Here is a 20,010-nt window from a genome sequence, read left to right as displayed (position 1 = left end):
GGTAAGGTGAAAAGAGTAAACGGAATAGCAGGAGGGATTTGCATGAAACGAATAGGTGTTTTAACAAGCGGAGGAGATTCTCCGGGCATGAATGCTGCGGTACGGGCTGTCGTGCGTAAAGGTATTTTTGAAGGAATTGAAGTATTCGGCGTGTACAGTGGCTATCAAGGGTTGATTGACGGCAAAATCTCGAAGCTGGAAGCTGGGGATGTCGGTGATATTATTCAGCGCGGTGGAACAGCATTGTATTCGGCAAGATGTCCGGAATTCATCACGGACGCTGGCCAGGAAAAAGCGATTGCGCATATGAAAGAACACGGCCTTGAGGGGCTAGTGGTCATCGGCGGCGACGGTTCATACCGCGGGGCCATGGCGCTTACGAAAAAAGGGATTCCAGCAGTAGGGGTTCCGGGTACGATCGATAATGACATTCCGGGAACGGATTATACAATCGGATTTGATACGGCATTGAATACGGTAATCGAAGCGATTGATAAAATCCGTGATACGGCAACGAGCCATGAACGGACATTTATAATAGAAGTAATGGGCCGCGATGCCGGGGACCTCGCTTTATGGGCAGGGCTTGCGGGTGGAGCAGAAACCATTCTGATACCGGAACAAGCTTTTGACCTGGATGACATGATTGACCGATTGGAAAAAGGGAAAAAGCGCGGCAAGAAGCACAGTATCATCATCGTTGCTGAAGGCGTCATGAGTGCGCAGGAATTAGCGAACCTGCTTTCAGAGAAATCGGATACCGAAACACGCATCTCGGTGCTCGGCCACATCCAGCGCGGCGGTTCACCAACTGCACGCGACCGGGTTCTTGGCAGTTTGTTCGGCGCTCGCGCAGTGGAAGCATTGCTGAAAGGCGAAGGCGGACAAGCGATTGGCATGGTCAATAACAAAGTTGTCGATTATGATATGGAAGAAGCATTCAAGCTGAAACGCAAAGTGGATATGAGCTTATACAATTTATCCAAAGAACTATCAATTTAAAAGCCTATTGGAGTGAGCACATTGAGAAAAACAAAAATCGTTTGTACAATTGGACCGGCAAGTGAAACGCCGGAGCTTTTAGAAGCATTGATCAATGCAGGCATGAACGTTGCCCGCTTGAATTTTTCACACGGAAGCCATGAAGAGCACGCGCTTCGCATCAAACGAATCCGTGAAGCGGCAGAAAAAACAGGGAAAATTGTCGGCATTCTGCTGGATACAAAAGGACCTGAAATCCGTACCCACCAAATGGAAAACGACTCGATCGATTTAGAGACTGGCCAAAGCATCGCCATCTCGATGATGGAAGTGCTCGGAACCAAAGAAATGTTTTCTATCAGCTACGGCCGGTTGATTGACGATGTTCACGTCGGATCGGTCATCTTGCTTGATGACGGATTGATCGAATTGCATGTCACTGGCATCGACAAAGAAAAAGGTTTGCTTCATACAGTGGTGGAAAATGCTGGGACTTTAAAAACGAAAAAAGGTGTTAACGTACCGGGCGTGTCTGTTCAATTGCCAGGCATGACAGAAAAAGATGCACAGGATATCCTGTTCGGAATCGAACAAAACGTTGATTTTGTTGCAGCTTCATTTGTTCGCAGAGCTTCTGATGTCATGGAAATCCGCCGCCATTTGGAAAATAATAACGGTTCGCATATCCAGATCATTCCGAAAATCGAAAATCAGGAAGGCGTCGATAATATCGATGAAATTCTTGTTGTTTCTGACGGCTTGATGGTTGCACGTGGAGATCTCGGCGTAGAGATTCCTGCAGAAGAAGTGCCGCTTGTCCAAAAATCGTTGATTGAAAAATGCAATAGTGCAGGCAAGCCGGTTATCACGGCTACGCAAATGCTCGATTCTATGCAGCGCAATCCGCGTCCGACAAGAGCGGAAGCCAGCGATGTCGCCAATGCCATTTTTGACGGCACCGATGCAATCATGTTGTCAGGTGAAACAGCGGCGGGGATTTATCCTGTCGAATCAGTGGAAACGATGCACCGCATTGCAGTGACGACAGAAGCTGCGTTGAACTACAAGCAGCTTGTCGACAACCGCCGCAAAGAGAAAGAGCCGAACATGACGGAAGCAATCGGCCAAGCTGTTGCCTATACGGCGCTGAACTTGAAAGTGAAAGCCATTATTGCCCCGACTGAAAGCGGGCATACGGCGAAGATGATTTCAAAATACCGTCCAGGCGTACCGATTATTGCAGTAACTTCTTCTGAACGGCCATCACGCAAGCTTACCCTTGTTTGGGGTGTCCAGCCGATTGTCGGCCGGAAAGTGATGTCAACCGATGAAGTTCTTGAAAATGCGGTGGAAGAAAGCCTGCAGCACCATTTTGTAAAACACGGCGATTTGGTCGTGATTACTGCGGGAGTGCCAGTTGGCCAAGCCGGCACGACGAACTTGATGAAAGTTCATTTGATCGGCGACAGCATCGCGCAGGGCCAAGGAATCGGAAAAATGAGTGCTTTCGGCAAAACGCTTGTAGTAAGAAACTCTGAAGAAGCATTGGCTTATGACGCAACAGGCAAGATTATCGTCACAATCGGCTCTGACCGCGACATGATGCCAGCCATTGAGAAATGTGCCGGTTTGATTACGGAAGAAGGCGGATTGACGAGCCATGCAGCTGTAGTCGGTTTGAGCCTGGGAATTCCAGTCATTGTCGGAGTTGAAGGTGCCACTTCATTGATCAAGAACGATTACGACGTCACGATAGATGCAGAAACTGGCATTATCTATGACGGCCATGCCAGTGTTTTATAAGTTCAGCAAGGAGGGTAATCCGTTATGAAATGGTTTTTCTTAGCTTTAATCATCGTCCCGACACTGGAACTTACGCTGCTTTTGTGGGCGAGCGACGCCATGGGAATCTTTCCGACGCTAGGATTAATCATAGCAACAGGTTTGATTGGTGCTTTTTTGGCTAAGAAACAAGGATTGAAAGCACTTCGTGACATACAGGACAGCATGGGGCGCTTGAAGCCGCCAGGCGAACACCTAATCAACGCGGCATTGGTGCTGGTCGGCGGCGTCTTGCTTTTGACCCCCGGCTTCATCTCCGATGCAATCGGGCTGTCGCTTCTGTTCAGGCCAACCCAAAAGATCTATAAGCCGATTGTCGGCAAAATAATTCAAAAAAAGATGCGTGTCACTCGGATTATCGAAGGATAATCCCGAGTGAAACCATCGTTATTTTGAGAAAAGTTTCACAAAAACAAGCGTTTTCATTCACAAATTCTACAATGTTGATTATAATGGCTAGGTAAGGAAATTTATTCATGCTCGAAAAAAGAGGATAACCCATCATTCGGGGTTTTTTTTTGGAATGATGAATTACAAGTAGAAGGAGCGATTTTAATGACATCGTCAAAAGGTTTAGAAGGTGTAGTAGCTACACAATCAGCCATCAGTTCAATTATTGATGACACTCTTACATACGTTGGCTACGATATTGATGATTTGGCAAATAATGCCAGCTTTGAAGAAGTGATTTATCTTTTATGGCACCAGCGCTTGCCGAAAGCGGATGAGCTTGCTGAACTAAAACAGCAATTGGCTGATAATATGTCAGTGCCACAGGCAGTATTGGATCATTTTAAAACATACGAAATCAAAAAAGTTCATCCGATGGCTGCATTGCGTACAGCAGTATCGATGCTTGGCTTATTCGATGAAGAAGCTGAAGTGATGAACCCTGAAGCGAACTACCGCAAAGCGATCCGCATCCAGGCCAAAATTGCTACTTTGGTGACTGCATTCGCGCGCGTCCGCAGCGGCCAAGAGCCGGTTGCACCGAAAAATGATTTGAGTTTTGCAGCTAACTTCCTTTACATGCTTTCTGGAAACGTTCCAGCGGACATCGAAGAAGAAGCATTCAACAAAGCTCTAGTTCTTCATGCTGACCATGAATTGAACGCATCTACATTCACTGCACGTGTTGCAGTCGCTACTCTTTCAGATGTCTATTCTGGCGTAACTGCGGCAATCGGCGCATTAAAAGGCCCATTGCACGGCGGCGCAAACGAGCAGGTTATGAAAATGTTGACTGAAATCGGTTCAGTAGATAACGTAGAAAAAGTCATTAATGAAAAATTGGCGAACAAGGAAAAAATCATGGGCTTTGGCCATCGCGTTTACCGCAAAGGTGACCCACGTGCAAAACACTTGCGTGAAATGTCTCAGAAATTGACGAAAATCCGCGGAGAAGAAAAATGGTACGAAATGTCGATCAAGATTGATGAAATCGTCAGCGGCCAGAAAAATCTTCCGCCGAATGTCGACTTCTATTCGGCATCCGTCTACCATTCATTGAACATCGAGCATGACTTGTTCACGCCGATTTTCGCAGTATCACGTACTTCAGGCTGGCTTGCCCACATTTTGGAGCAATATTCAAACAACCGCTTGATCCGTCCGCGCGCGGAATACATCGGACCTGGAATGCAAAAATATGTTCCAGTTAACGAAAGATAATCATTTTTTAACCAATAAACATAGGACGGGCAATTTGCACCGTCCTATTACATGACTACAGGAGGCTATTTTAAATGACAGGCGAAAAAATCACAGTAGAAAACGGCGTTTTAAACGTTCCTAATAATGCAGTAATTCCTTTCATCATCGGTGACGGCACTGGGCCGGACATCTGGAATGCGGCTTCACGCGTTCTTGAGCAAGCTGTAACAAAAGCTTATAACGGTGAAAAATCAATCGTTTGGAAAGAAGTTCTTGCTGGACAAAAAGCATTCGACGAAACTGGCGAATGGCTTCCGGAAGAAACGCTTGACGTTATCCGCGAATACTTGATCGCAATCAAAGGACCTCTTACAACGCCAATCGGCGGCGGTATCCGTTCATTGAACGTTGCTTTGCGCCAAGAATTGGATCTTTATACATGCTTGCGCCCTGTACGTTATTTCGAAGGCGTACCTTCACCGGTTAAACGCCCTGAAGATACGGATATGGTCATTTTCCGCGAAAACACGGAAGATATCTATGCGGGCATCGAATACGCTAAAGGTTCTGATGAAGTTAAGAAATTGATCGCTTTCCTTACTGACGAAATGGGCGTTAAAAACATCCGCTTCCCAGAAACTTCAGGAATCGGCATCAAACCGATTTCAGAAGAAGGAACAAAACGCTTAGTTCGTGCTGCAATCAACTATGCAATCACTGAAGGCCGCGAGTCATTGACGCTTGTCCACAAAGGGAACATCATGAAGTTCACTGAAGGAGCTTTCAAGAACTGGGGCTACGAAGTTGCTGAGCAAGAATTCGGCGACAAAGTGTTCACGTGGAACCAATACGACAAGATCAAAGATGAGCAAGGAACTGAAGCTGCTGATAAAGCACAAAAAGAAGCTCTTGACTCTGGCAAAATCCTTGTCAAAGATTCAATCGCTGATATCTTCCTTCAACAAATCCTTACACGCCCAAGCGAGTTCGATGTTGTTGCAACAATGAACTTGAACGGCGATTACATCTCTGACGCATTGGCTGCACAAGTAGGCGGAATCGGAATTGCTCCAGGAGCAAACATCAACTACTTGACTGGACATGCGATTTTCGAAGCTACTCACGGTACAGCTCCTAAATATGCTGGCCTTGATAAAGTAAACCCTTCATCAGTCATCTTGTCAGGCGTTTTGATGCTTGAGCACTTGGGCTGGAATGAAGCGGCTAAATTAATCATGGCTTCTATGGAGAAAACAATCGCTTCTAAAGTAGTCACTTATGACTTCGCACGTCTTATGGACGGCGCTACAGAAGTGAAATGTTCTGCATTCGCTGACGAATTAATTAAAAATCTTTAAAAATTGGAGGGGGAAACCCCTCTTTTTTTATTTACCCAAATACGAATTCAGAGGAGAGTTTCTATGACATTCAAACGCAAAAAGATTTCGGTCATCGGTTCAGGATTTACAGGCGCAACAGCTGCATTTCTATTAGCTCAAAAAGAGCTGGGCGATGTTGTACTGGTCGATATTCCACAAATGGAAAACCCGGCAAAAGGCAAAGCGCTTGATATGGCAGAAGCCGGGCCAGTTCAAGGATTTGACGCGCGGGTAACCGGGACAGCGAATTACGAGGATACCAAAGGCTCCGATTTGGTGATCATCACTGCGGGAATCGCCCGCAAGCCGGGCATGAGCCGGGATGATCTTGTGCAGACGAATCAAAACGTCATGAAATCCGTGACGGCTGAAATCGTCAAATATTCACCGGATACGACGATTCTCGTATTGACGAATCCGGTCGATGCGATGACATATACCGTCTATAAAGCATCGGGATTGCCGAAAGAACGCGTTATTGGCCAGTCCGGCGTATTGGATTCTGCACGGTTCCGAACATTTGTCGCAGAAGAACTCAACGTTTCGGTCAAAGACGTTACCGGGTTTGTTCTCGGCGGCCACGGCGATGACATGGTGCCGTTGGTTCGCTATTCATACGCAGGAGGCATTCCGTTGGAGACGCTCATCGCTAAAGAGCGTCTTGAAGAAATCGTTGACCGCACGCGTAAAGGCGGAGCGGAAATCGTCAACCTGCTCGGAAACGGCTCTGCTTACTATGCGCCAGCTGCCTCTTTAGTGGAAATGGCTGAAGCGATCATCAAAGACCAGCGCCGCATTCTGCCGTCGATTGCTTATTTGGAAGGCGAGTACGGGTTGGATGGCATTTACCTCGGCGTGCCGACCATTCTGGGTGCAGGCGGCATTGAAAAAATCATCGAAATCGATTTGAACGAAGAAGAGCGGGCGCTGCTCAATAAATCAGCTGAATCCGTGAAAGTTGTAATGGATCTTTTGGTGTAAATATTAATCAGCCGGGCAGGAATTTTCCTGTCCGGTTTTTTCTGTTCGCGCCAAAGCAGTGCTATTATACCCGCTTGCGCTATTCAGGCATTACTTGATACTATAAGAGTAGCAAGATTTAGGAGGGGAATTTATTGTTGCTTGGTAAGAAACGTAAATTAGGCCGAAAAATCGAGGATATGAATGTCGGGGAAAAATTGAAACTCACAGAGAAGATTGAAGACAAAGATCTGCTTCTTTATCTGGGGTTGACGAATGACGGGAATCCGCTGTATATCCAGCACGATTTTGCTTCCCAGACCGCATTTGAAAAACCGGTTGTGCCGAACATCATGCTGACGGGCATTATCACTTCAGCAATCTCCAAATACTTGCCGGGCCCAGGCTCGTATATTAATGAACAGCGATTGAAATTTGTTAAACCGGTATACCATTATTCAACGATCGACTTCTTGCTGGAAATCGTTGAGATTGACGAAAAAAACAACCTGGTAAGCGTACGGGTCGAAGCAACTGATGAAAACGGCAACACCGTTGTTGAAGGAACGGTGCATGTTAATCCGCCGCAGTTGCTGAATCAGCTGGCCACACATGCAATGGATAATTTCTAAACGGTTTGAGATGGGGGTTTCAAACTGAATGTGGAGGATGTCAAATGCTGAATAAAATACTGATTATCGAAGATGAACATTCAATTGCTACACTCCTATCTTATAACCTGGTGCAAGCGGGATTTGAAACGATTGTCGCGAACGACGGGAAGCAAGGCTATGATTTGGCGTTAAGCGAGAAACCGTCGCTCATCGTCCTTGATTTGATGTTGCCATCAATGGACGGTGTGGAAGTGTGCAAAGCGCTTCGCCAAGAGAAGGTGAATACTCCCATCATTATGCTGACTGCAAAAGATGATGAATTCGATAAAGTGCTCGGGCTGGAACTCGGAGCCGATGATTATATGACAAAACCTTTCAGCCCAAGGGAAGTTGTAGCACGCATCAAAGCAGTGCTGCGGCGTTCGGTTACGACTCCGACGCCAAAAGGAGAAACTTCCGCGCCTATGGTGCTGGGCAGTTTAAAAGTGTTTCCAGATCGGTTCGAGGTTTTTCTGGATGAAAAACAGCTTGATTTCACTCCGAAAGAGTTCGAACTTCTTGTCTACTTGATGGAAAACAAAAATCGTGTGCTGACACGCGACCAGTTATTGAGTGCCGTCTGGAAATACGATTTTGCAGGCGATACGCGGATTGTGGATGTTCATATCAGCCATCTGCGTGAAAAAATCGAGGAAAACAGCCGCAAACCGGTTTTCATCAAGACGATTCGGGGGCTGGGCTATAAATTTGAGGAGCCGAAAGCGGGATGAAGTCATTTCAGCATCGCTTATTGATGACAATCCTTGCGTGGCTCGGTATATTGCTGGCTGGCCTATTGCTCATCATCGGCCAGCTTTTTCCCATTTACGCAGAATCGGAAAATCAAATGCAATTATGGATCTGGCTTGCGCTTATTTTTGCGCTGGCCATGATTTTTTCGGCTATTATCGGCTACCGGATCATCAAGGTCCAGGCCATGCCGATTGAAAACGTGACAGAAACCGCGTTGGAGCTGGCCAAAGGGAATTACCAGGCGCGCGCATATGAATACAGCAACATCGGCACAGTCGAACTCAGTTCTACCATCAATGTCCTGGCAAGGAACCTGCAGGAAATAACAGCTGTCCGTGAAATGGAACAAGAACGGCTGAAAACACTGATTGAAAATATGGGCAGTGCGCTGATCATGATTGATCGCCAAGGTTCGGTCTCGCTTGTCAATAAATCATTCATGTATGAATTCGAATTAGCTGAAATGGATGTCAATAAGAAATTCTACAAAGAAGTTCCGATTCCCCAGGTTCTGCAGGAGTTTATCGAGCGGGTTTTTATGATGGAAAAACCTGCACGCGAACAGCTTGCATTCACCCAAGGGCTGAGCAGCCGCCATATTGATGTCTACGGTGCGCCGGTAATCGGTGAACAGGAACAATGGCATGGTATTGTCATCGTGCTGCACGATATCACAGAATTAAAGCGTTTGGAGCAGATCCGGAAAGATTTCGTGGCGAATGTATCCCACGAATTGCGGACGCCAGTGACATCGATAAAAGGGTTTTCCGAGACGCTTTTGGACGGGGCCTATAAAGATCCCGCCACGTGCGAATCGTTTTTGGAAATCATCCATAAAGAAAGCAATCGGCTGGAAATGCTGATTGAAGATTTGTTGGAACTTTCGCGGGTGGAACAGTCCGGCTTTAAAGTGGATGCCCATCCAACGGATATGGAAGCGATCATTTACCAAGTGAGGGAAATGGTGCAGAAAAAACTGGAAGACAAAGGGATCGAGTTGAACCTTCAGCTCGAACCCGTTATTGTCCAAGGAGACCCAAACCGGCTTGTCCAGGTCATGATGAATTTATTGGTCAACGCTATGACTTATTCGCCGGAGCAGACGGTGATCACCATCCGGTTATTTTCACGCGGCAATGAAGCCATTATTGAAGTGGAAGACCAGGGAATCGGCATCGCAAAAGCTGAATTCAGCCGTTTGTTTGAACGTTTTTACCGGGTGGACCGGGCGAGAAGCCGAAACTCCGGCGGAACCGGACTGGGATTATCCATCGTCAAACATTTAATCGAAGCACATCACGGCAAAGTGGAAGTCAAAAGCGAAGTTGGCAAAGGCTCAACGTTTATCATCCACTTGCCCTTAGCAAGTTAATCTAGGAGGAACATATGGAAACAAACCCATTTTTGCCGATTATTATTGGCACAGACATGAACGCTTACAACATGGCCATTTCTTTTCACGAAGCATATGGCATTAAACCAATTTTGGTCGGCAAAGAACCGTTGTCATTTACAGCAATGAGCACAATTACCAAAACAATTGAATTGCGTTCGGGCTTATCGGATTCCGCACAATTTGCCGGGATCATGACCGCTATCGCCCAAAAATACAGAACACCTGGCAAGACCTTGCTGCTTGTCGGCACCAACGACTTATACGTGCGCTTGATTATCGAGAACGCGGCAATACTGAAAGAGTTTTTTGTCTTTAATTATATCTCCGAGGACTTGATGAACAAGCTGCAGGTCAAATCGAATTTCTATAAATTATGTGCGGAGCACGGCATCGATACACCTACGACTTATTTCTACGATTGCCGTTCAAACACGCCGTTCGAAGAACAGATGATGTATCCGGTCATCGTCAAGCCGAGCAACGGAATTGCTTATAACCTCAACAAATTTGATGGCCAGCAAAAAGTCTATAAAGTCGAAAATCCGCGTGAACTGCAAGATGTCATCAATAAAATCGTCGGCAGCGGCTACGATGATGAGCTGATCATCCAGGATTTCATCCCTGGCGATGATACGTATATGTGGGATTCCGTCATTTACGCAAGTTCAAAAGGCAAGACCCAGCTGGTGACGTTTGCGCAAGTCGTGCTGCAAGAACATACCGTTACAGCAATCGGAAATTACACAGCGTTGATCACCCGCTATAACAAGGAAATGATGGTCAAGCTGCAGAATTTCCTGGAAGCGGTCGGCTATAACGGCTTCGCGAATTTCGACTTGAAATTTGATGAACGCGACGGCAAGTTCAAAGTGTTTGAAGTGAATATCCGCCAAGGGCGTTCGAGCTATTACGTGACGGCACTTGGCCACAACATGGCATCGTATCTCGTTGATGACTTGATTTACCATGTGGAAAAGCCGGTGACGTATTTGAACGAAGACTTCCTCTTTACGGTAGTGCCGAAAATCGTGCTCCGCAAATTCGTCAATAACAAAGCGGTTCAACGGGACATCAATGAATTGCTGAAAAAAGGCAAATACGGCAATCCGCTATTCTACAAGAAAGATACGCATTTAAAGCGTAAATTATACTTGTTCGCACGCCAAGTCAATTATTATAAGAAATATAAGAATAATCAGTGGTAAGTTTAACATTAGGTTAACACTGGCTTCACAATCGGATGTTATTGTTTAATAGAACCCCCTTCAACCGCATGAAGGGAAAAAGAGCCCTTCCCCGGGGCTCTTTTTCTATTTTCTGAAACTATTTCAAGATTCTGCCGTATATGAAATAGAAGAGAAAAGGGGGAATAAAAATGTCCGTCAAAAAAATCTTAGCTATCATTGGATTGTCCATGTTCGGAATCCTGTTGCTGATTGCTGTGTTCACGTCATGGTATACCGTAGATGAATCCGAGCAGGCGGTAATCGTCACATTCGGTGTCGCCAATGAGACGATTGTCGAACCGGGGCTTCATTTCAAGATGCCTTGGCCGATACAGAAAGCCGAAATCCTATCAAAAGAAACGTATAGCCTTCAATTCGGCTATAACCAAAACGAAGACGGTGAAATCGTCGCTTTTGACAAAGAAACGAAAATGATCACGGGCGATGAAAATATCGTATTGACCGATCTGGTCGTGCAGTGGAAAATCACCGATCCGAAAAAATACCTGTTCAATGCGGAAAATCCGCAAGATGTGCTGCACGATGCGACATCGGCTTCTATCCGCTCCATTATCGGCAGTTCGCTCATCGATGACGCGCTGACTTCCGGGAAAGCGGAAATCGAGGCGGAGACAAGAGACTTGCTCGCTTCCTTGATGGATAAATACGATTTTGGCATCACCGTGCTGGCCGTTAAACTGCAGGACGTCGAGCTGCCGAATGAAGAAGTGCGTGCAGCGTTCACCAATGTGACGGATGCACGTGAGACGATGAACACAAAAATCAACGAAGCGCGGAAATACGAAAACCAAAAGCGCAATGAAGCACTGGGTGAAAAAGCGGCCATCAATTCACGCGCCGAAGGGCAGAAAGTGGCCCGCGTCGAGCAGGCACTTGGAGACGTCGCATTGTTTGATAAATTATACGCAGAATATGAAACCAATCCGGAAGTGACGCGCCAGCGGATTGTTATGGAAACACTTGAGACGGTGCTGCCTAATGCCAAACTTTACATCATGAATGACGAAGGCGGAACAATGACGTACTTGCCTTTAAATGAAACACAGACAATCGTGCCGCCGGCAGCAGAAGAAGGAGGAGGAAACTGATGGAGCCGAATAAACCACAGAACAATCCCGTAAAACCGAACCCGTGGGAAAAGCCGCTGAAGCCGAAAAAACCGAAAACGCCGAGAGAACCGATTAATTTCAAGAAATACTGGAAATTGATCACGGTCTTGTCGCTGGCGCTGTTCGCTTTGATCATCCTGTTGACGAATGTCTATGTCGTAAAAGAAAACGAATACCGGGTGGTCCGCCAATTCGGTGAAGTTGTTGGCATCTACGAGGAGCCGGGCATCCGTATGAAAACACCATTTATTCAAAGCGTTAGCACCTTGCCGAAATACCAGATGACCTACGATGTTTCCGAAGCGGAGATCAACACGAAAGACAAAAAACGCATCATCATCGACAATTACGCAGTTTGGCATGTCGTCAACCCGCGGGAACTGATCACAAATGCTGTAACGATTGTCAACGCAGAATCGCGGATGGAGGAATTCATCTACTCGGTTGTGCGGACCGAACTTGGGCAATTGAATTATGATGAAATCATCAACGATGAAAATTCTTCGCGCGGCAGTTTGAATGACAATGTCACAGCCCGCGTCAATGAATTGCTGGAGAAAGACCAATACGGCATCCGCGTTGTGGACGTCCGCATGAAACGCACGGACTTGCCGGAAGAAAACGAACAGTCGGTCTATACCCGGATGATTTCGGAGCGTGATTCGACCGCACAGGATTATCTGTCACAAGGCGATGCGAAAAAACGTGAAATCGAAGCGCAAGCTGACCGCGAAGCGCAGGAAGTGATCGCTTCCGCTAAAAAGGAAGCGGCGCTGATCCAATCGGAAGGTGAATCCGAAGCTGCTAAAATCTACAATGCGTCTTTTTCCAAAGACCCGGAATTTTATGAGCTGTACCGTTCGCTTCAGTCCTACACCAAAACAATCGGCGACGACACGGTGATCATCCTGCCGTCCGATTCGCCATACGCCCAAATTCTCTCCGGGAATTTGGAATAGCCGCAAGCCGTCATTTCTCTTCTTTTTGCCCGCGTGGTAAAATAGAAGGAATGACGGCTTTTGTTTATGAGAGGGGTAATATTGTGGCAAAGAAGATTTTATTATTGGACGGAAACAGTTTGGCGTACCGCGCGTTTTTCGCGCTGCCGCTATTGACGAATGAACAAGGGATCCATACCAATGCGGTATACGGCTTTACGATGATGCTCCAAAAAATACTGGAAGAAGAACAGCCGACGCATATGATTGTGGCGTTCGATGCCGGGAAAACGACGTTTCGCAATGAGATGTTCGGGGAGTACAAAGGCGGGCGCCAAAAAACGCCGCCCGAATTGTCAGAGCAATTTCCGTATTTGCGCAAGCTGATCGATGCATACCGCATCAAAACCTATGAATTGCCGAATTACGAAGCGGATGACATCATCGGCACCTTGAGCTTGGAAGCGGAAAAAGAAGGCGATGAAGTCATCGTCATTTCCGGCGATAAGGATTTGACGCAATTGGCGTCGGCATCGACTACGGTATACATCACCCGCAAAGGGATGACGGACATCGAGAAATACACCGTCGACCACATACGTGAAAAATACAACTTGGCGCCTTTGCAGATCATCGATATGAAAGGCCTCATGGGTGACGCATCGGATAACATTCCAGGAGTTCCGGGAGTCGGCGAAAAAACGGCATTGAAACTGCTGGCAGCGCATGGCAGCGTCGAAGGCGTCTATGAAGCGATCGATCAGCAGAAAGGCAAGATGAAAGAAAAACTCGTTGCCAATGAAGACCTTGCGTACATCAGCAAGAAATTGGCGACGATCGAACGCAGCGCACCTGTGGAAGTTTCCATTGAAGAATTGTCTTATCCAGGCCCGGACCATGATGAATTGGTCAAAGTATGGAATGAGCTGGCATTCAAATCGCTTCTGGAAAAACTCGATTACACGGCTGAGGAAACGACCAAAAAAGAATTGGAATTTGAAGTGCTGACGGAACTTGATGCGTCGATTCTGGAAGACGAGATGGCAATCCACCTGGAAATGTACGATGAGCAATACCACACGTGCGACTTGCTCGGGGTTTCATTGGCGACGGCTGACAAGACCTACGTCGTGCCGATGGAGACGATTACGCAATCCCAAGCGTTCAAAGAATGGTTCGCAGATGATTCGAAGAAGAAATACATGTCCGATTCGAAAGCGGCAACGGCTGCTTTCTACCGCTACGGCTTAGGTGTGGACGGCGTCGATTTTGACTTGATGCTCGGCGCGTATATTGTCAATCCGTCGTTGACGTATACGGATTTGGCGAATATCGTTCAGGAATACGGCTATACGGATGTTGCCCAGAATGAGCAGATCTACGGCAAAGGCGCGAAAAAAGCGGTGCCTGAAGCAGCTATCCTCAACGAGCATATGGCCAGAAAAGCACGCACGATTTGGGAAGTGCGCCCGATGGTCTTGAAGAAGCTCCAGGAAAACGAGCAATTCGATTTGTACAATAAGCTGGAGCTTCCGCTTGCCACGATTTTGGGCGAGATGGAATCGTTCGGCGTCAAAGTCGATAAAGAGCAATTAGTGGAAATGGGCAAGGATTTGTCGCATAAACTCGAGAAAATCGAATTCGATATTTACGGCCTTGCCGGCGAACGGTTCAACATCAATTCGCCGAAGCAATTGGGCGTGATCCTGTTTGAAAAACTCGGATTGCCTGTGCAGAAAAAGACGAAAACGGGCTATTCCACGGCTGCAGATGTTTTGGAGAAGCTCGAAGGCAAGCATGAAGTCATTTCCTATATTCTGATGTACCGCCAATTGGGCAAAATCCGTTCTACTTATATAGAAGGTTTATTGAAGGAAATCCATGAAGATGGCAAAGTCCATACGCGTTTCCAGCAGGCTTTGACGACAACGGGGCGCTTGAGTTCGATCAACCCGAACTTGCAGAACATCCCGGTGCGTTTGGAAGAAGGGCGCAAAATCCGCAAAGCCTTCGTGCCGTCTCAGCCGGGCTGGGTCATGGTCGCTGCCGATTACTCGCAGATTGAATTGCGCGTGCTGGCCGATATGTCGAAAGACGAAAGCCTGATCGAAGCGTTCCAGAACGATATGGACATCCATACGAAAACGGCGATGGACGTTTATGGCGTCGGAGCGGAAGATGTGACGCCGAATATGCGCCGTGCTGCAAAAGCCGTCAACTTCGGCATTGTCTACGGCATCAGCGATTACGGTTTGTCGCAAAACTTGAACATCACCCGCAAAGAAGCGGCAGAATTCATCGATACGTACTTGAAGAGCTTCCCTGGCGTCAAGCGCTACATGGACGAGAGCATCCAGATGGCGAAGAAAAACGGCTTTGTGACGACGATCATGAACCGCCGCCGCTATTTGCCGGACATCAACAGCTCGAATTTCAATTTGCGCAGCTTTGCAGAACGCACAGCGATGAATACGCCGATCCAAGGCAGCGCCGCTGACATCATCAAAAAAGCGATGATCGACATGGCGGATGCCTTGAAGCGTGAAAACATGCAGACGCGCATGCTGCTTCAAGTGCACGATGAACTCATCTTTGAAGCGCCGCCGAATGAACTTGAGAAATTGAAGACATTGGTGCCGCAAGCGATGGAGTCGGCCGTCACGTTGAATGTGCCGCTGAAAGTCGATTTCGCATTCGGTGATACTTGGTACGATACAAAATGATAGGAGGGCTGAAGGATGCCTGAACTTCCTGAAGTAGAAGGCGTCGTTCGCCAAATCCGTCCGGCCGCAGCCGGAAAAACAATCCGCGATGTTTTCGTTTCCGACACCATCCGCCTGTCAAAGGCGAATGGCAAGGAAGCGATCATCAAAAAGATGGATGCGGATGCATTTATCAGCCGGCTGGTCGGGGCGGAAATTTCAAGCGTGGAACGGCGCAGCAAATATATTTATTTCACCATGCAAAAAGAACGCGAATTTTTATTGGTCAACCATTTGGGCATGTCAGGCGCGTGGTTTTACGTCGACAGCCTGTTGTCCATTACGGAAGAGAAGTTCCGCCGCCATGTCCATGTCGTGCTGACGCTCGACGACGGCAATCTATTGGCGTATTCGGACATCCGCCGTTTCGGTGAGATGCGCCTGCTGAACGGCGAAGCGGATTTTCCGCCGCTGCTTTTAATGGCGCCGGAACCGTTCGCAGAAGAAGCGCTCGAACATTTTCTCCATATGGCGGAACGTCCGAAATACAGCGCGAAGCCGATCAAGGAAGTCATCATGGATGGGCAGGTGATTTCAGGCTGCGGCAATATCTACGCAACCGAAGCGCTGTTCCGGATGAAAATCCATCCGAACCGTGCAGCGGGGCGCATCAGCCGTGCCCGGAAAATCCAGTTGTTCAAAGCGGTTGCGGCAATCCTGCTCGAAAGCATCGATGCTGGGGGCAGCACCATTTCGGATTACCGCAACATCAACGGCGAATCCGGGCGGATGCAGGACCGCTTCGGCATGTACGGCAAAAAACAATGCATGGAATGCGGCACGGCGACGAAGTCCCTGCAAATTGCAGGGCGCACTTCCGTCTACTGCCCAACATGCCAAAAATGAGGGATTAGGATGATCATTGGGTTAACAGGGAGCATAGCGAGCGGGAAAAGCACCGTCTCGCAGATGTTGAAGGAATTGGGCTATCCGATTGTCGATGCTGATTTAGTGGCTCGCCAAGTTGTGGAACCCGGCAGTGAAACATTGGAGAAAATCAAAGGGGCGTTTGGTGAAGATGTCATCTTGCCAAATGGTTCGCTAGACCGGAAAAAAGTGGGGGACCTCATTTTCACTGATCCAGCCAGCCGGAAACGCTTGAATGATATTATTCATCCAGCAATCCGCAACGAAATGCTGCGGCAGCGGGCGGATTATATGGCTGAAGGCCAGAAAGTCGTCATCATGGACATCCCGCTGCTGTTCGAAAGCAAGCTCCAGCATTTCGTGGATAAGATTTTGGTCGTCAGTGTAACCGAAGAAAATCAGCTGAAACGCCTCATGGAACGCAATGAATTGGTTGAAGGGGAGGCGCTTGCGCGGATTTCCTCGCAATTGCCGATGTCCGTCAAAGAAGAAGGCGCGGATGCCGTCATTTACAATAATGGCACGATCGAAGAAACGAAATGGCAACTCAACCGCATCCTCGAAGAATGGGATGCGGGAATTTCTGAACAATAAACGCTGAAGTGAACTTTAAGGTTCCAGTATCCATAAAATGTGTTATACTATATAACGAATTAAAAATAAAAGTATAACTTATTTAATGGGGGACTCATAAATGACAGTTTCTATTGCGATTAACGGGTTTGGCCGCATCGGCCGTATGGTTTTCAGACAAGCTATTTTAATGGATGACATCAAAATTGCCGCTGTAAATGCCGGCTATCCTGCTGCAACGCTAGCGCATCTGATTAAGTATGACACAAATCACGGCACCTTCCAGGGCGACGTCTCTCATGAAGAAGATGCATTAATTGTCAATGGTAAACGGGTCCAGCTCGTCAATGAACGCGATCCTTTACTGCTTCCTTGGAGTGAAATGGGCATCGACATCGTCATTGAAGCAACAGGCAAGTTCAATGCACGCGAAAAAGCGGCATTGCATCTGGATGCTGGAGCCAAGAAAGTCATTTTATCGGCACCGGGTAAAAATGCAGATGTGACTATCGTGATGGGCGTCAATGACGACGCACTCGAAATCGATAAGCATGACGTCATTTCAAATGCCAGCTGCACGACAAACTGCCTCGCACCGGTTGCAAAAGTCTTGAACGATGCGTTCGGGATTGAAAACGGCCTCATGACAACTGTCCATTCTTACACGAATGACCAAAAGAACCTGGATAACCCGCATAAAGATCTCCGCCGCGCGCGTGCATGTGCCCAGTCGATCATCCCTACTTCTACGGGCGCCGCGAAAGCGCTATCATTGGTGCTTCCGGAATTGGAAGGCAAGCTTCACGGCATGTCGCTCCGCGTACCGACGCCTAATGTATCTTTAGTGGATCTTGTCGTCGACTTGAAGCAGGACGTAACGATCGAAGAAGTAAATGCTGCGTTCCAAGCGGCTTCAGTGGACGGCCTTGAAGGCATCCTGAGCTTGACGATGGAGCCATTGGTGTCGATCGATTTCAATACGACTGAACAATCGGCGATCGTAGATGGATTGTCCACGATGGTCATCGGCGGCCGCAAAGTGAAAGTTCTTGCTTGGTATGATAACGAGTGGGGCTACTCTGCACGGGTGGTTGATTTAACTAAAAAAGTGGCAAAATCATTGGTTTATGCCCGATAATTAATACAGGCCGCAGCCATTGTAAAATGGCGAGCGGCTTTTTTCGTGAAAAAAATTCCCATAAAAATTAATTGATTTTGAGTAATTATGATTGCATTTCATTTCAATACATCATATACTAACATTCGTAGTCAAAAAACGGCTACGTACTTCTTCGTTTCTGAGAGCATAAAGCAGGAGCGGACGGAGCAATATTTATTCACATGACTGCTTAAAGGGTTAGGACCTCTTTGGACTAACTTTCCCCCGTGGTAGTCAACTTTGAATATTTTGCGCACTAAAACAAAATGATATCAAAGGGGGAAACGAACCATGGAAACAATGGGACGTCACGTAATTGCAGAACTTTGGCAGTGTGATTTTGACAAATTAAACGATATGGATTTTATCGAACAGACTTTTGTTGATGCAGCACTTAAATCCGGAGCCGAAGTCAGAGAAGTAGCTTTTCACAAATTTGCACCTCAAGGCGTAAGCGGGGTAGTCATCATTTCTGAATCGCATTTAACGATCCACAGCTTCCCGGAACACGGCTATGCAAGTATCGATGTTTATACTTGCGGCGATCTTGATCCAACTGTTGCAGCTAATTATATTGCAGAAGCGTTGAATTCAGGCACACGTGAATTCGTAGAAATTCCGCGTGGAATGGGTCCAGTCAGTGCTGGCCAATCCAAAGTATCAGTAAATGCATAATCCATTAACATGAACGATATGAAGCAGGGGATCTGATCCCCTGCTTTTTCTGTTTTCTAGGGATAAAAGATATTTGTGATATACCGCTTCGGTCGCTCAGGGTGAGTCAAGCAAAGAACGCTTGTCTTTCTGCTACACCCAGCCCGTGTTCGCGCCTGCGCTGGATAGTTCTTTAAAAATTAAATGTTATTTAAAGCCTGCTATTTTATTGATAAGAAGCAAAATTGCGGAGATGGCTTATATATTGTTGAACTAGTTAATATTCACAATCGATGAGTGACGAGTACCCGCACCTTGCTAACGATTGCTCTTCTGGGATTTTGGATGTCAATTTTCTAATCTGAAGATGTCTTAGCTGCTTTGCTCCAAATCGAGAGATATCTTAGCTGAAGCGCGTCAAGGGGCTAGGCGAAGCAAGGAGACGAGTGTTCTTCTCGGCTTCTTGCGGGAGCCATGCCCTAAGTGACTGAAGCGATTTTCAATATGATACTTCTTTCGTTCTATTTATATAGCAACTAATGGCGCCGTAAATTTGTTATACTGGAGTTACGAGAAACAATGTTTAGGGAGAGGTCCAATATGAGATGTCCGGCTTGCCAGCATAATGGCACACGTGTCGTGGATTCGCGGCCAGTAGATGATAATAAATCCATTCGGAGGCGCAGGGAGTGCGAAGCTTGCGGCTACCGGTATACGACGTTTGAAAAAGTGGAAGAAATGCCATTGATCGTCGTGAAGAAAGACGGCTCGCGTGAAGAATTCAGCCGCGAGAAAGTGTTGCGCGGCTTGATCCGTGCTTGCGAAAAGCGTCCAGTTCCTTTAGAGACGCTGGAGAACCTTGTGTTTGATATCGAGAAGGAGCTGCGCCGTACAGGCAATGCCGAAGTGAAATCCGAGGAAGTCGGAGAACTTGTCATGAACCGCCTAGCGGCAATCGACGAAGTGGCGTATGTCCGCTTCGCTTCGGTCTATCGCCAGTTCAAAGACATTACGGTTTTTATCGATGAATTAAAGGAATTACTGGATAAAAACCCGAATGGCAAGAAACCCGAATAAGGTGGTG

Annotated in this window: 18 protein-coding genes; all 18 read left to right on the top strand. The window is 47.1% G+C overall.

The features are described 5' to 3' along the window. Positions 1–42: 42 nt before the first annotated feature. Complete coding sequence (pfkA, locus tag EGV91_RS01130) at positions 43–1,002, top strand: 6-phosphofructokinase (protein ID WP_135500336.1); 960 nt, start codon at positions 43–45, stop codon at positions 1,000–1,002. A 21-nt stretch (positions 1,003–1,023) separates the two neighbouring features. Continuing rightward, complete coding sequence (pyk, locus tag EGV91_RS01125) at positions 1,024–2,784, top strand: pyruvate kinase (protein WP_135500335.1); 1,761 nt, start codon at positions 1,024–1,026, stop codon at positions 2,782–2,784. A gap of 24 nt (positions 2,785–2,808) precedes the next feature. Next, positions 2,809–3,192, top strand: a complete 384-nt coding sequence (locus tag EGV91_RS01120; RefSeq protein ID WP_135500334.1) for an FxsA family protein — start codon at positions 2,809–2,811, stop codon at positions 3,190–3,192. A gap of 186 nt (positions 3,193–3,378) precedes the next feature. Further along, the gene (citZ, locus tag EGV91_RS01115; RefSeq protein WP_135500333.1) at positions 3,379–4,494 is read left to right on the top strand and encodes a citrate synthase; all 1,116 of its coding nucleotides are present in this window, start codon (positions 3,379–3,381) and stop codon (positions 4,492–4,494) included. Positions 4,495–4,568: 74 nt separating this feature from the next. Continuing rightward, positions 4,569–5,834, top strand: a complete 1,266-nt coding sequence (gene icd / locus EGV91_RS01110; RefSeq protein WP_135500332.1) for an NADP-dependent isocitrate dehydrogenase — start codon at positions 4,569–4,571, stop codon at positions 5,832–5,834. A gap of 63 nt (positions 5,835–5,897) precedes the next feature. Next, a complete protein-coding gene (gene mdh, locus EGV91_RS01105; RefSeq protein WP_135500331.1) occupies positions 5,898–6,836 on the top strand; it encodes a malate dehydrogenase in 939 nt (312 codons plus the stop codon). Between the two features lie 134 nt (positions 6,837–6,970). Further along, entirely contained in the window at positions 6,971–7,447 is a 477-nt protein-coding gene (locus tag EGV91_RS01100; RefSeq protein WP_135500330.1) for a MaoC/PaaZ C-terminal domain-containing protein, read from the top strand. 44 nt (positions 7,448–7,491) lie between these two features. Beyond that, positions 7,492–8,199 (top strand): response regulator transcription factor, encoded by a 708-nt coding sequence (locus tag EGV91_RS01095; protein WP_135500329.1) that lies wholly within the window; start codon positions 7,492–7,494, stop codon positions 8,197–8,199. Beyond that, positions 8,196–9,593: a two-component system histidine kinase PnpS gene (gene pnpS / locus EGV91_RS01090; RefSeq protein ID WP_135500328.1), complete on the top strand. Its 1,398-nt coding sequence runs from the start codon at positions 8,196–8,198 to the stop codon at positions 9,591–9,593. Before EGV91_RS01095 ends, pnpS begins: the two co-directional genes overlap by 4 nt. Positions 9,594–9,607: 14 nt before the next feature. Next, the gene (locus EGV91_RS01085) at positions 9,608–10,822 is read left to right on the top strand and encodes a carboxylate--amine ligase (RefSeq protein ID WP_135500327.1); all 1,215 of its coding nucleotides are present in this window, start codon (positions 9,608–9,610) and stop codon (positions 10,820–10,822) included. 170 nt (positions 10,823–10,992) lie between these two features. Then, positions 10,993–11,952 (top strand): FtsH protease activity modulator HflK, encoded by a 960-nt coding sequence (gene hflK, locus EGV91_RS01080; RefSeq protein WP_135500326.1) that lies wholly within the window; start codon positions 10,993–10,995, stop codon positions 11,950–11,952. Then, positions 11,952–12,932, top strand: a complete 981-nt coding sequence (hflC, locus tag EGV91_RS01075) for a protease modulator HflC (protein WP_135500325.1) — start codon at positions 11,952–11,954, stop codon at positions 12,930–12,932. The genes hflK and hflC overlap by 1 nt, the downstream gene beginning before the upstream one ends. 80 nt (positions 12,933–13,012) lie before the next feature. Further along, the gene (gene polA / locus EGV91_RS01070) at positions 13,013–15,634 is read left to right on the top strand and encodes a DNA polymerase I (protein ID WP_135500345.1); all 2,622 of its coding nucleotides are present in this window, start codon (positions 13,013–13,015) and stop codon (positions 15,632–15,634) included. A 15-nt stretch (positions 15,635–15,649) separates the two neighbouring features. Then, on the top strand, positions 15,650–16,519 hold the full coding sequence (mutM, locus tag EGV91_RS01065; protein ID WP_135500324.1) for a bifunctional DNA-formamidopyrimidine glycosylase/DNA-(apurinic or apyrimidinic site) lyase: 870 nt from the start codon (positions 15,650–15,652) through the stop codon (positions 16,517–16,519). Positions 16,520–16,528: 9 nt separating this feature from the next. After that, the gene (gene coaE, locus EGV91_RS01060) at positions 16,529–17,134 is read left to right on the top strand and encodes a dephospho-CoA kinase (protein WP_135500323.1); all 606 of its coding nucleotides are present in this window, start codon (positions 16,529–16,531) and stop codon (positions 17,132–17,134) included. Between the two features lie 100 nt (positions 17,135–17,234). Next, positions 17,235–18,251, top strand: coding sequence for a glyceraldehyde-3-phosphate dehydrogenase (locus tag EGV91_RS01055; RefSeq protein ID WP_135500322.1), 1,017 nt, complete (start codon positions 17,235–17,237; stop codon positions 18,249–18,251). Between the two features lie 312 nt (positions 18,252–18,563). Next, entirely contained in the window at positions 18,564–18,947 is a 384-nt protein-coding gene (speD, locus tag EGV91_RS01050) for an adenosylmethionine decarboxylase (protein ID WP_135500321.1), read from the top strand. Positions 18,948–19,526: 579 nt separating this feature from the next. Next, entirely contained in the window at positions 19,527–20,003 is a 477-nt protein-coding gene (nrdR, locus tag EGV91_RS01045; protein WP_135500320.1) for a transcriptional regulator NrdR, read from the top strand. Positions 20,004–20,010 lie beyond the last annotated feature (7 nt).

It is taken from the genome of Planococcus koreensis (assembly GCF_004761975.1).
In the GTDB taxonomy this organism is placed as follows: Bacteria; Bacillota; Bacilli; order Bacillales_A; family Planococcaceae; genus Planococcus; species Planococcus koreensis.
The sequence above is the reverse complement of the archived record's forward strand: the minus strand, read 5'-3'. Positions and strand labels throughout refer to the sequence as shown.

Coding starts and splice junctions, on each gene's coding strand:
- pfkA (WP_135500336.1), top strand. CDS start 43: ATGAAACGAATAGGTGTTTTAACAAGCGGAGGAGATTCTCCGGGCATG.
- EGV91_RS01120 (WP_135500334.1), top strand. CDS start 2,809: ATGAAATGGTTTTTCTTAGCTTTAATCATCGTCCCGACACTGGAACTT.
- citZ (WP_135500333.1), top strand. CDS start 3,379: ATGACATCGTCAAAAGGTTTAGAAGGTGTAGTAGCTACACAATCAGCC.
- icd (WP_135500332.1), top strand. CDS start 4,569: ATGACAGGCGAAAAAATCACAGTAGAAAACGGCGTTTTAAACGTTCCT.
- mdh (WP_135500331.1), top strand. CDS start 5,898: ATGACATTCAAACGCAAAAAGATTTCGGTCATCGGTTCAGGATTTACA.
- EGV91_RS01095 (WP_135500329.1), top strand. CDS start 7,492: ATGCTGAATAAAATACTGATTATCGAAGATGAACATTCAATTGCTACA.
- pnpS (WP_135500328.1), top strand. CDS start 8,196: ATGAAGTCATTTCAGCATCGCTTATTGATGACAATCCTTGCGTGGCTC.
- EGV91_RS01085 (WP_135500327.1), top strand. CDS start 9,608: ATGGAAACAAACCCATTTTTGCCGATTATTATTGGCACAGACATGAAC.
- hflK (WP_135500326.1), top strand. CDS start 10,993: ATGTCCGTCAAAAAAATCTTAGCTATCATTGGATTGTCCATGTTCGGA.
- hflC (WP_135500325.1), top strand. CDS start 11,952: ATGGAGCCGAATAAACCACAGAACAATCCCGTAAAACCGAACCCGTGG.
- mutM (WP_135500324.1), top strand. CDS start 15,650: ATGCCTGAACTTCCTGAAGTAGAAGGCGTCGTTCGCCAAATCCGTCCG.
- coaE (WP_135500323.1), top strand. CDS start 16,529: ATGATCATTGGGTTAACAGGGAGCATAGCGAGCGGGAAAAGCACCGTC.
- EGV91_RS01055 (WP_135500322.1), top strand. CDS start 17,235: ATGACAGTTTCTATTGCGATTAACGGGTTTGGCCGCATCGGCCGTATG.
- speD (WP_135500321.1), top strand. CDS start 18,564: ATGGAAACAATGGGACGTCACGTAATTGCAGAACTTTGGCAGTGTGAT.
- nrdR (WP_135500320.1), top strand. CDS start 19,527: ATGAGATGTCCGGCTTGCCAGCATAATGGCACACGTGTCGTGGATTCG.